Raw genomic sequence first — 12,057 nt, 5'->3', positions numbered from 1 at the left:
GCGTGGACCTCTGCAGCCTGATCGAGCGCAACGCGGCGTTCACGCCGGACAAGCCGGCGATCCACTTCGAAGGCAGGACGCTGAGCTATGCCGATTTCAGCGAGCGCATAGCGCGGACAGCGCGGGCGCTGAAATCCGAGTTCAGCGTCGGACGCGGCGACCGCGTCGCGATTTTGAGCCTCAACCGGCCGGACTATCTGGTCTTGCTCTATGCCTGTGCGCGACTCGGCGCGATCCTGGTGCCGCTGAACTGGCGGCTGGCGGTGGCCGAGCAGGTCTTCATTCTCTCGGATGCTGCCGCCAAGGTGCTGGTGCTGGAGCAGGCCTTTGCGCCGGTGCTGCCGGCGCTCGCCGAGAGCCATCCGGAGACCATGCCGGTCGGCATCGACTTTGCGCCGTCGAGCGGATTGCAGATCGACGATCTGCTGGGCCGCGGTCACGGCGATGATCGCAACCCGCACATCGACCTCTCCTGCCCGCTGCTGATCGTCTACACCTCGGGCACCACGGGCCGGCCGAAGGGCGCGGTGCTGCGCCAGGAGGCGTTGCTGTGGAACGGGGTGATGAGCCAGCACATGCATGGCCTCACCTCCGACGATCACGTGCTGACGGTGCTGCCGCTGTTCCACGTCGGCGGCCTCAACATCCAGACTACGCCGGCGCTGCATCACGGCGCCACCGTTACGCTGCACGCCCGCTTCACGCCGGATTCGACACTGGCGGCGATCGTCAACGAACGGCCGACGTTGACCGTGCTGGTGCCGGCAACCATTCAGGCCGTCACCGAGCATCCCGATTGGAACGCGACGGACCTGTCCTCGCTCAGGGCTGTTGCGACCGGATCGAGCATCGTGCCGCCGGCGCTGATCGAACGCATCACCGCGCGCGGCGTGCCGGTGCTGCAGGTCTATGGCTCGACCGAGACCTGCCCGATCGCGGTCTACACACGGCTCGGCGGCGACCTCTCGCGCGCAGGCTCGACCGGCCTGCCCGGGCTGTGCTGCGAAGCCAAGATCATCGACAAGGACGGCGACGAGCTTCCGGCGGGCAAAGCGGGCGAGATCGCCGTGCGCGGGCCCAATCTGTTCTTCGAATATTGGGGCAACGCCAAAGCCACGCAGCAGGCGATCCATGACGGCTGGTACCGCACCGGCGACATCGCCCAGCGCGATGCCGAGGGGTACTTCTTCGTGCTCGAGCGCAAGAACAACATGATCATCTCCGGCGGCGAAAACGTCTACCCAGCCGAGATCGAGCGCGTGCTCGGCGAGCATCCCGACGTCGTCGAATGCGGCGTGATCGGCCGGCCCGATCCGCGCTGGGACGAGGTGCCGGTAGCGTTCGTCGTCAAGCGCCAGGGCTGCGCGCTCGATGCGGACACCTTGCGCGCGCATCTGCAGGCGCAGCTCGCGCGCTTCAAGGTGCCGCGCGACATCGTGTTCGTCGACGACCTGCCGCGCACTGCGCTCGGCAAGGTGCAGCACCATCTGCTGCGCCAGATCGATGGCCCCAAATGATCGGCATGGAGACGCGCTCTTGAAAATTGCAGTGCTCGGCGGCGGCAACGGCTCCTTTGCGGCGGCAGGCGATTTCGCGCTCGGAGGTCACGAGGTCCGGCTGTGGCGCCGCGATGTGGACGCTGTCGCGCAGCATCGCGCGGCGGGCTCGACGATCATCGTCAAGGACGTCAATGGCCGTCATGAGGCCAGGCTGGCGCTGGTCACGACGGATATCGGCGAGGCCGTCTATGGCGCCGAGCTGATCCTCTGCCCGGCACCGGCCTTCGCGCAGGCAGCCATCGCGCACCAACTTGCGCCGCATCTCGTCGACGGTCAGGTCGTATTCCTGCCGCCGGCGACCTTCGGCACCATGATCTTCGCGGCGGCCGCGCGTGATGCCGGCAATGAAGCCAACGTCAGCTACGCCGAGACCGGCACCCTGCCCTGGCTGACGCGCAAGCATGGGCCGTTCGAGGTCGCGATCACCATTCGGGCCAAGCGGCTCCCGGTCGGCGTGTTTCCTTCGAAGACGGCCGAGCATGCGCTGGCTGTGATCGGCCGCGCCTTCCCCGACGTGATCGAGCCCTGTGGTGACGCGCTGTCGGGCGCGCTGATGAATGCCGGCTGCATCATCCACCCGCCGCTGATCGTGATGAATGCAGGTCCGATCGAGCATTTCGAGCGCTGGGACATCCACAAGGAGGGCACGCAACCTTCGATCCGCCGCGTCACCGATGCGCTCGATGCGGAGCGGATTGCGGTGCGCGAAGCGCTCGGCTACGGCGCGCCGCATTTTCCGCTGGCGCATCACTACGCCAAGGAGGGCGAGATCTGGATGTACGGCCGCGGCTCGCACGACCGGCTCACCGATTCCGGCGATTGGCGCGAGCAGCTCGTGCTGACGCAGCACCGCTACATGCGCGAGGATCTCAGGCTCGGCCTGTCGTTCCTGATCTCGGCCGCCGAGCTGAGCGGCACGCCGACGCCGCTCGCCCGCGCCTTCCTGGCCATCGGCGCTGCGATCTGCGGCGAGGATTTCATGGCAACGGGACGCACGCTCGCCCGCCTCGGCCTTGGTGGTCTCGACCGGACCGCGCTGCAGGCGCTGCTGCGTGATGGATTTGCTCAATGAGCGCGCGCGGTCATATCGCCTGCCTCGGCGCCGGCCGCATGGGCCGCGGCATCGCCGTCGCCTTCGCCTATGCCGGCCATCCCGTGACGATGATCGACGTCAAGTCGCGCAGGCCGGAGGAGTTCGCCAGGCTGGAGCGCGACGCGCTCGGCGAGGTCGGCGCGACGTTCGCGACCTTGGCGCGGCTCGGGATGCTGCAAGCCGCCGATGCCGAAAAGCTGATGGGCAAAATCACCGTCGCGCCGGCCAGCGCGAGCGGCGATGTGCTGGCGCAGACGACGCTGGTGTTCGAAGGCGTGCCGGAGATCGTGGACCTCAAGCGCGAGGTGCTCGGGGCAGCGTCGCGCGCGGTCGCGCCCGACGTGATCATCGCCTCGACGACCTCGACGATCCTGGTCAACGATCTCTCCGGTGCGGTGGAGCGCCCTGAGCGCTTCCTGAATGCGCACTGGCTCAACCCGGCCTATCTGATCCCGCTGGTCGAGATCTCGCCGGGCCAGGCGACGGATCCCGATGTCACGGCGCGGCTGAAGGCGCTGCTCGAAGGCATCGGCAAGGTGCCGGTGGTCTGCGCGGCCACGCCGGGCTTCATCGTGCCGCGCATCCAGGCGCTCGCCATGAATGAGGCGGCGCGCATGGTCGGCGAAGGGGTCGCCAGCGCCGAGGAGATCGACAAGGCGATCCGCTACGGCTTCGGCTTCCGCTACGCCGTGCTCGGCCTGCTCGAATTCATCGACTGGGGCGGCGGCGACATCCTCTACTACGCCAGCCGCTATCTCGAGGGCGCGCTCCACAGCGACCGCTATCGCGCGCCCGAGGTGATCGAGCGCAACATGGCGGAGGGCCGCATCGGCCTGCGCACCGGCGCCGGATTCCTCGATTATTCCGGTATGGATGTCGCAGCCTATCGCGAGCAGCGGCTCGGCGCGCTGGTCGACATGCTGCGGCATTTCAAGCTCGCCCGGCCGCCGGTTGTGGATTGAGCACGCAGCGAGGCTGATCGTCGCGTGGCGCATAGCCGTAGGGTGGGCAAAGGCGCGCAGGCGACACTGCGCGCCTCATGCTGCGCTCCATCGCGCGCCGTGCCCACCATGTCGCTCCGCATGCCTGGATGCACGGTGGGCACGCAACCGCCCTGCGGGCGGCTGCTTTGCCCACCCTACAGCGGTGTCGCTGCCGGCCCTTTGCGGGTATCAACTGCAACTGCATCAACAAACTCCGCCGTCGTCCCGGCGAGCGCCGGGACCCATAACCCCAGGGAGGAGTTTGGGGACGCGCGTCGATCATCTCGCAAAACAATGACTGCCGCGGAGTATGGATCCCGGGTCGGCGCCGCGACGCGCTTTGCGCGTCACGGCTTGCCCAGGACGACAATGGTGGGTGGATCGGAACACGGGTCAAACAGCGGGCGGCATGACGTCTCGTTCTCGCGGCGCATTTGCGCCCGAGCGTTGCGATCAGTTCGTCCCTCTTCAAATGCAGAGGGCGCAGGGAAGGCCAGGCGTCGGCTGACGCCTGCGGCCCGCCTGCGAAAAAGAATGCAGGCGGCAGGTACCACAGGTGCAGCCGGAAACACCCGGCCTTCCCTGCGCGACGGTCTTCACGCTTATACGCAGTCTCCCTGGTGCGCCGGGCTTGTTGGCCACCATGGCAACAATGCGCTTTAGGCGCATTGCGCTGGACACCAGCTTCGGGGTGTCAGGACGCTGCGACTTCACGTCCGCAATCGATCGTTCGTCCGCGCCCTCATGAGAGGACGCTGCGATCTCTCGCGGCCATCGCTCCCCGCCTCGCGTGTCGTGACGATCGCGCGCAACGCCCCTCCGCAGTGAGGCGGGATGGCGAGAGAGAACCATGAATTCCGAAAAATAGCAAGTAAATTATTTTTTTCGGAATACGCCCCGGGCATCTTCCGTTGCTCATCGCGGACGCTTCGCCATTTAGGGCGATCTACCCACCACGGTGACGGTGCGCTCCCCTCCCCGCAAGGGAGAGGGGAGTACACTGCCCGCTGGGCGCGTGCTCGCGAGCCACAACGAGAACTATCCGAACACGTCCTGCAGCACGCCCTCCTTGATCACGGCCACACCGTCCAGCTCGATCGTGGTGCCCATCATCGGCAGGTCGAAATGGCCAGCCGTGTAGCGGCCGGCGAATTCGTTGGCGCCGGTGGAGAACAGGAAATTGCCGGGGACGGCGCGCAACTCGGTGCCGTTGGTGTCGCGCTGGTCGTACATGGTCAGCGCCTCGTAGCGCGCGCCGGGGTTCATGCCCCAGCCGACATGCGACACCGCATAGGCCTCGCGGTCGCCCCAGGAGGCGAGATAGGAACGCATCATCGCGGCATCGGCGCCCTCGCCGTCCAGCCCGGTGACGTAGTCGTCGCAGAGGGTCATCGTCACCGGTGAGGTGAGATAGCGCTTGAAGGTGAGGTTGATGTCGCCGGGCGCCATCACGATGGTGCCGTTGACCGATTTGCTCCTGGGGAAGCTGACGACGATGCCGCCCGGCCAATGCGCCAGCGTGCCGGGACGGTCGGTCCAGCCCCAGACGCCGACAGTCGAGGCGCCCTCCATGATCACGTCGAGATCGGTGCCGGCCCTCGAGGTCACGCGCATCCGCTTGGTGCCGCGCAGCATCTTGGCGGCGGCGCGCACGCGCTTCTCCAGCGCAGAGTCAGGCACCATGCGCTCGAGCGCCTCGGGATGCTCGTTGGAGATCACGAGAATGCGCGCGCCGGCTTTCAGGATCTCCGGCGTCTCCACCGCATGCATCAAGCCTTCGATGGTGCAGTCGACGACGAAGCCGGCCTGCTGCAGCGCTGAGACCACCGGCCCGAGCTTGCCGATCGCCTCCGACGCACCGGTCGAGCGCACCGGCACCGGATGGCGGTTGCGCGGGGTCGGCACCACGACATGGAACGGACGCGCCCCCATCCGCAACAGCGCCAGCTCGGCGATGTGGACGTTCAGCGCCCGGGACTGCGTCTCCGACAGGATCGCGGCGGTGTCACCCGCCTTGACGGCACAGCGCTCGAAGATCTCGCAGAATGCGTCGATCCATTTCGCCTCGATGCGATCCGCCAGCATGGTCGTTCTCCCGATTGTCGTTGTGTTGTTATCAGACTGAGGGAAAGCCGCGCAGCAGATACGCGCGCAGGCCTTGCAGCAGGGCGTTGAGAATGAGACCCAGCAGCGAGATCGTGATCAGCGGCACGAACATGTCGACAGCCTGGAAGGTGCGCGCGGCGGTCACCAGCACGTGACCGAGCCCGTCGGTCGAGGTGATCATCTCGGCCAGGAACACGACGATGCAAGAGATCACGAGGCCGATGCGGCAGCCGGTCAGGATCGACGGCATCGCGGCCGGCAGCACCACCTTCCACAGCACGTCGCGCGGCGGCGTGCCGGCCGCGAGCGCCGACCAGATCAGCTTCTGCTCGACGGTCGTCGCGCCGTAGTAGGTCGACAGCAGGATCGGAAACAGCGCGTCCGCCGCCACCAGCATGATCTTGGATTCGTGGCCGAAGCCGAGCAGCAGCAGGAACGCCGGATAGAGCGCGACCTTCGGCAGCGGCGCCAGCACGCGCACGATCGGCTTGACGGCGGCGTTGACAGGCGGGCTCACCGCGGCGGCAATTCCAAGGGAAACACCGAGCACCACGGCGATCGCAAAGCCGGCGAACAGCCGGAACAGCGTTGCCGCGATGTCCTGCTGAAACGTGACACTGGTGAGCTGCTGGCCCATCCGCAAAAACACCTGCCCCGGCGGCGGCAGCAGGGTCGGCGGCGCATAGCCGAACGACACCAGCCCCTGCCACAGCAGCAGGACCAGCACGATCGGCGCGGCGCCAAGGAGGATGTCGTTGGAGGTGCGCGTCATGAGAAGCTCAGCGGCATGTCGAACTGCGGCTCGGACCAGCGCACCAGCCAGCGCCTGACGACCTCGAACGCCGCATCGAGGCAGATGCCCATGGCGCCGATGATGATGATCATCGCGAACACCGTGTCGTACTGGCCCATGTCGAGCGCGTTGAACAGGATGTTGCCGGCGCCGGATTGCCGCGCGATCATCTCGCTCGTCACCATCGTGATCAGCGCCAGCACGATTCCAGTGCGGCAACCGGTGAGGATCTCCGGAAGCGCCGCGGGCAGGACAATGCGCAGCAGGCGCTCGCCGGCCGAGAGTCCCATCGCCGCGCCCGACCACAACATCTTCTCCTCGACCGCCTTGGCGCCCTCGAAGCTGTGGTAGATCACCGGAAGGCTGACGCCGAGGAAGATCACCAGCGTCTTGGAGATGTCTCCGACGCCGAGCCACAGCATGATGATCGGCATCAGCGCCGCCTTCGGCACCGGGTAGATCAGCATCAGCAGCGGATTGAAGAAGGCGGCTGTCGACCGGCTGCGCCCCATCAGGAGCCCGAGCGGAATCGAGAACGCAAGCGCCAGCGCGAAGCCGATCGCCATCCGCCGCAGCGAGGCCAGGATGTTGATCAGGGATTCCTTGTCGGTGAGGATCGGCGGGATCGCACGCAGCGATTCCAGCGCGGTCGGAAAGCTGTCGTTCTTCAGTCCGAGCGAGGCGAGCTGCCACGCCAGCAGCAGACCGCAGCAAGCCAGCACCGGCGCGAGCGGCTTCAGCAGGCCATTCATGACGGCAGCTCGTTGTCACCGGAATCGTCGAACATGCGCTCGATGTCGACGATGTATTTCTGGTAGCGCGGATCCAGCAGCAGCTCCTCGCGGCGTCGGGGCCGCGGCAGGTCGATGTCGATCACCTCGCGGATGCGGCCAGGCGAGCGCGACATCATCACGACCTTGTCGGACAGGAACACGGCTTCCTCGACCGAGTGGGTCACGAACAGGACCGTCTTGCGGTCGCGCTCCCAGATGTCGAGCAGGTCGTTCTGCAGCCGCGTGCGCGTATGCGCGTCGAGCGCGCCGAATGGCTCGTCCATCAGCAGCACCTCCGGACCATAGGCCAGCGTACGCGCCAGCGCGACGCGCTGCTTCATGCCGCCGGACAGCTCCTTGGGATAGAACTTCTCGAAGCCGGTGAGTCCGACCATGGCGAGCAAAGTCCGCGCGAGCGCCTCGGCCTTCGCCGGCTTCTTGCCCTGCTGCAGCGGACCATACATGACGTTGCCGAGCACGCTCTTCCAGGGAAACAGCGCGAACTCCTGGAACACCGGGCCGCGATCGGTGCCGGGACCGGTGATCGGCTTGCCCTTCATCTTCGCCGTGCCTTTGGTGGGGCTGACGAAGCCACCGACGATGTAGAGCAAGGTCGACTTGCCGCAGCCGGAGGGCCCGAGGATGGAGACGAAGGCGCCCTCGCCGACCGAAAGCGAAATGTCCGACAGCGCGGTGTGGTCGCGGCGCGACGACGTCTTGAACACCTGCGACACGTGATCGATCTCGATGATCGGCGTGGCCGCGCGGCGGCCGAGCGGAGCGCCCGCGAGCTGGCCGGGTCGGATCGGGGTCACGCCCATGTCGGCTTCTCTTTCCGATGCAGCACGCTTAGAGGCTCCGTGATATCAGGCATGAAGACTGCCGCAGACGATCGTTTTAAACCACATCCACCGTCATTCCGGGGCAAGGCCGAAAGGCCTTGAACCCGGAATCTCGAGATTGCCTTGCGTCATGCTCAACAAGCTCGAGATTCCGGGTTCAATCATCGAAGCGCAGCCGCTTCGCGTCTGCGCCTCGACGATTGCCCCGGAATGACGGGGACCTGGAAAGATTAGCAAGAACTCTGCCAATCGTCCCACGCGCGCCGCTCATTGCTGCTCCTGATCGAACCAGGGCCATTCGGCCGGTCCCTCATGCGTGACGGCGCCGAGCGGCGCCTGCCCGACCAATTTCGCATACTTCGCCAGCGCTCCCGCGCGGTGCCGCGGCGGCCGCTGCGTCCAGTGCTTGCGGCGCGAAGCCAGCTCAACGTCATCAAGCAGCACATCGAGCGTGCGCGCCTTCGCATCGATGCGGATCGGATCGCCGTCTTGCACCATCGCCAGCGGACCGCCGACGAAGGCTTCCGGCGAGACATAGCCGATGCACATGCCGCGGGTGGCGCCGGAGAAGCGGCCGTCGGTGATCAGCGCGACCTTCTCGCCCATGCCCTGGCCATAGATCAGCGCGGTGACGCCGAGCATCTCGCGCATCCCCGGACCGCCGACCGGACCCTCGTTGCGGATGATCAGCACCTCGCCCGCCTGATAGTTGCGTGCGCGGACCGCAGCGACGCAGGCCTCCTCGTCCTCGAACACCCGCGCGCGGCCCTCGAACACCAGGTTCTTGAGGCCGGCAATCTTGATGACGGCGCCGTCGGGCGCGAGGTTACCCTTGAGGACAGCCACGCCGCCATCCGCCATGATCGGCTTGGCCGGGCTGAAGACGATCTCGCCGTCCGGCGGGTTGGCCGAGCCGTATTCATCAGCCAGCGTGCGGCCCGTGACAGTGATGCAGGAGCCGTCGATGTGGCCGCTCTCGATCAGCGCGCGGATCACCACGGCGGCGCCGCCGATATCGTAGACGTCCTTCGCCGTGTACTTGCCGCCCGGCCTGAGATTGCCGATCAGCGGCGTGCGCGCGAACACCTCACCGACATCGTCGAGGGTGAAGCGGATGCCGGCCTCATTGGCGATCGCCGGCAGATGCAGCGCGGCGTTGGTGGAGCCGCCGGTAGCCGCGACGATGGCCGCCCCGTTCTCCAGCGCCTTCCGGGTCACGATGTCGCGCGGCAGCGGGCCGCCACGCGCGAGCATCTGCATGATCATGCGTCCGGCCTGCCGCGCGACGTGCGCGCGCTCGGCATAGACGCCGGGGATCATCGAGACGTTGGGCATCGACAGGCCCATCGCCTCCGACAGCATGCCCATGGTGTTGGCGGTGAACTGCCCGGCGCAGGCGCCGATCGTCGGCAGGCAGGACCGCTCGATGCCCTCGAGCGTGTCGGCATCGATCTCGCCGGTCATGTAGCTGCCGACCGCTTCATACGAGTCGAGCACCGTGAGCGTCCTGCCCCGGTACTTGCCGGGCAGCGCGCTGCCGCCATAGATGAAGATCGACGGAACGTTGCAGCGGACCATGCCCATCATGACGCCGGGCAGGGTCTTGTCGCAGCCGCCGAAGCCGATCAGCGCGTCATAGGCCAGGCCATGGACCACGGCCTCGATGGAGTCGGCAATCAGCTCGCGCGAGAACAGAGAGAACTTCATCCCCTCATGGTTCATGCTGATGCCGTCGGAGACCGAGACGGTGGCGAATTCCCGCGGCGTGCCGCCGGCTTCGGAGACGCCCGTCTTCGCCGCATCGACCTGGAAATCGTGCGTCATGTTGCAGGGCGTCTGCTCGCCCTTCTGGCTAACGACGCCGATCATCGGCTTGGCGATGTCGGCATCGTCCAGCCCCATCGCGCGCATGAAGGCCCGGTGCGGAGCGCGATCGAGCCCTTCCACCGTCACACGCGATCGCAGCTTCCTCATCGACAAGGCTCCGCGTGAAGCCGCCTACTGGATCGGCGCGACGATCGTGGGATGCTTGAACTGGGCGACGTCGAGCTTCGGCAGCATGCCGGTCTCGGCGTAGATGTCGAGCATCTTCTGGATCGCCGGGAAGTTCGGCGCGGCCACCGGATCGCGGCCGAAATCATTGTCCTTCAGCAGATAGGTGTCGATCACGGCGACCGGCGCCTTCATGACCTCCGACACCACCTTCAAGGTCTCGTCGCGATTGGCGAGCGCCTTCTTCATGCCGGCGGTGATGTCGCGGACATAGGCCTTCACCAGCTCCGGGTTCTTGTCGACGAAATCGGCGCGACAGGCCTCGAGGATGTGGACGATGTTCGGCATCGCCTCGGACAGCGAGAACAGCTTGCGGGTGCCGCCCTTGGCCTCGGCGCGCGCGGCAAAGGGTTGATTCATGTTGACGGCGTCGACACGGCCCTGGCGCAGCGCATCTTCCGACACCGCGAAGCCGACTTCGACAAGCTTGATGTCCTTGGCCGGATCGAGCCCGGCCTGCTTCAGCAACATGTTGAACGGCCCTTGCGTGCCGCCGCCGATCACGGAAATGCCGACCGTCTTGCCCTTGAGATCGGCGATGGTCTTGATCGGGGAATCGTCCTTGACCGCCCAGTAGACCGAGAAGCCGCCCGGCTTCTCATAGACGTGCTGGGCGACGATGTAGGCCTTGAGGCCGCCGCCGACGACGCCGTTCGCCAGTGACAGCGGCGCCTGCGTGGCGCAGTCGAGCGCGCCGGCGGCGAGCGCCTGCGTCATCGGTGCCGTTCCCTGGAACTGGGTCCATTCGATGTTGTAGGTCTTGCCGAGATCCGGAAATTCGGTCGGCCGCTTCATCATCCAGTATTTGGATTCTTCCGCCGGGATGGTCCAGCCGACGCGGATCGTCTGCTGTGCGAATGTCGGCCCCGCGCTCGTCACCAAAGCCATCGCCGCGAGTGCCGCCAGCATCAACCGTTTCCGCATCACGCCCCTCCGCCCTTTCAAAAAGGAACCTCGCGGAGAATGTTTCATGTCTCAAATATCTGTGCAAGCGCGGAAAACGCCCCGCCTTTGCCTGCCCCATGGGCAAGCCCGCTTTGCAGCGCGACAAGGCCGGGTCATCGTGAAACGCCCCGCGGTCCGTGTGCCGCGGCGCGGTCGACAACGCAAGGTCGCACGCTCCAGGGTGGCGATTGTGGCCGTTCAGCCGACTGGCGTCGCCGCGTCGCACGCGCTAGGGAGAAGCCCCGAATTGACCTTTTGAGGAGTTCTTCGATGTCGATCCAGCGTTTCGAAATTGGCCCGCGCATGAGCCAGGTCGTCGTTCACGGCAATACCGTCTATCTCGCGGGAGTCGTCGCGCAGAAGACGGCCGGTGAAAGCGTCACCAAGCAGACCGAGGAGATTCTCTCGATCATCGACGGCCACCTCGCCAAGGCCGGCACCGACAAGTCGAAGCTGTTGTCCGCGACGATCTACCTCACCGACATCAAGACCTTCGGCGAAATGAACGCCGTGTGGGATGGCTGGGTCTCGGCCGGCAATACCCCGGCGCGCGCCACGGTCGAAGCCAAGCTGGCTGCGCCGCAATACACCGTCGAGATCATGGTGATCGCGGCGAAATAGGCGCGCTGGGTCGCCGCGCACTAGTCAGTGTCGCGGCGACCAGTATTGCGATTGAGCGGACCACGCCGCTCGCGCATGAGCCCTTCCGGAAGCACCGGCTCGGTGCCGGGCAACGGCTCGGCCCGCACGTCGGCGCCCCACTGCTCCTGCTGGCGGGGCGTCGTTTTGTCCTTGACCTGGTGCGACTGCGGCAGACCGTCCTTGCTGACGGGGTCGTAGGCGCCGGAGCGCAGGTCGCGGGTGTCTCTGCCTGTCATGATCTTTCAACAAGCGGTGTCCAGCATTCGTTC

General features: G+C 66.3%; 11 protein-coding genes. 4 read left to right on the top strand and 7 right to left on the bottom strand.

The window, feature by feature from the left end; translation table 11 throughout:
• Nucleotides 1–2: 2 nt before the first annotated feature.
• From QX051_RS12455 to QX051_RS12445, 3 genes are read left to right on the top strand one after another with little or no spacing between them, the layout of a single operon-like run.
• Nucleotides 3–1,517 carry a long-chain fatty acid--CoA ligase gene (locus QX051_RS12455; RefSeq protein WP_315776320.1) on the top strand — a complete coding sequence of 505 codons (1,515 nt, stop codon included), beginning with the start codon at nt 3–5 and terminating at the stop codon, nt 1,515–1,517.
• Between the two features lie 19 nt (nt 1,518–1,536).
• Nucleotides 1,537–2,631, top strand: coding sequence for an NAD/NADP octopine/nopaline dehydrogenase family protein (locus tag QX051_RS12450; protein WP_315776319.1), 1,095 nt, complete (start codon nt 1,537–1,539; stop codon nt 2,629–2,631).
• On the top strand, nt 2,628–3,614 hold the full coding sequence (locus tag QX051_RS12445) for a 3-hydroxybutyryl-CoA dehydrogenase (RefSeq protein ID WP_315776318.1): 987 nt from the start codon (nt 2,628–2,630) through the stop codon (nt 3,612–3,614). Before QX051_RS12450 ends, QX051_RS12445 begins: the two co-directional genes overlap by 4 nt.
• Before the next feature lie 1,059 nt (nt 3,615–4,673).
• Here QX051_RS12445 and QX051_RS12440 read toward each other — a convergent pair.
• The 6 genes from QX051_RS12440 to QX051_RS12415 form a co-directional block, all read right to left on the bottom strand.
• Nucleotides 4,674–5,720: a peptidase M29 gene (locus tag QX051_RS12440; RefSeq protein ID WP_315776317.1), complete on the bottom strand. Its 1,047-nt coding sequence runs from the start codon at nt 5,718–5,720 to the stop codon at nt 4,674–4,676.
• A 31-nt stretch (nt 5,721–5,751) separates the two neighbouring features.
• A complete protein-coding gene (locus QX051_RS12435; protein ID WP_315741106.1) occupies nt 5,752–6,513 on the bottom strand; it encodes an ABC transporter permease in 762 nt (253 codons plus the stop codon).
• The gene (locus tag QX051_RS12430; protein WP_315741105.1) at nt 6,510–7,286 is read right to left on the bottom strand and encodes an ABC transporter permease; all 777 of its coding nucleotides are present in this window, start codon (nt 7,284–7,286) and stop codon (nt 6,510–6,512) included. The genes QX051_RS12435 and QX051_RS12430 overlap by 4 nt, the downstream gene beginning before the upstream one ends.
• Entirely contained in the window at nt 7,283–8,128 is an 846-nt protein-coding gene (locus QX051_RS12425; RefSeq protein WP_315741104.1) for an ABC transporter ATP-binding protein, read from the bottom strand. The genes QX051_RS12430 and QX051_RS12425 overlap by 4 nt, the downstream gene beginning before the upstream one ends.
• Nucleotides 8,129–8,416: 288 nt before the next feature.
• Entirely contained in the window at nt 8,417–10,123 is a 1,707-nt protein-coding gene (gene ilvD / locus QX051_RS12420) for a dihydroxy-acid dehydratase (RefSeq protein ID WP_315776316.1), read from the bottom strand.
• A 24-nt stretch (nt 10,124–10,147) separates the two neighbouring features.
• Nucleotides 10,148–11,125 (bottom strand): ABC transporter substrate-binding protein, encoded by a 978-nt coding sequence (locus QX051_RS12415; protein WP_315741102.1) that lies wholly within the window; start codon nt 11,123–11,125, stop codon nt 10,148–10,150.
• Nucleotides 11,126–11,416: 291 nt separating this feature from the next.
• Here QX051_RS12415 and QX051_RS12410 point away from each other — a divergent pair, with 291 nt between their 5' ends.
• The gene (locus QX051_RS12410) at nt 11,417–11,767 is read left to right on the top strand and encodes a RidA family protein (RefSeq protein WP_315741101.1); all 351 of its coding nucleotides are present in this window, start codon (nt 11,417–11,419) and stop codon (nt 11,765–11,767) included.
• A 20-nt stretch (nt 11,768–11,787) separates the two neighbouring features.
• On the opposite strand, the gene QX051_RS12405 is transcribed toward QX051_RS12410, so the two are convergent.
• Nucleotides 11,788–12,024, bottom strand: a complete 237-nt coding sequence (locus QX051_RS12405; protein ID WP_315741100.1) for a hypothetical protein — start codon at nt 12,022–12,024, stop codon at nt 11,788–11,790.
• Between the last annotated feature and the right edge of the window lie 33 nt (nt 12,025–12,057).

Source organism: Bradyrhizobium sp. SZCCHNR1053, from assembly GCF_032381235.1.
Classification (GTDB): Bacteria; Pseudomonadota; Alphaproteobacteria; order Rhizobiales; family Xanthobacteraceae; genus Bradyrhizobium.
The sequence above is the reverse complement of the archived record's forward strand: the minus strand, read 5'-3'. Positions and strand labels throughout refer to the sequence as shown.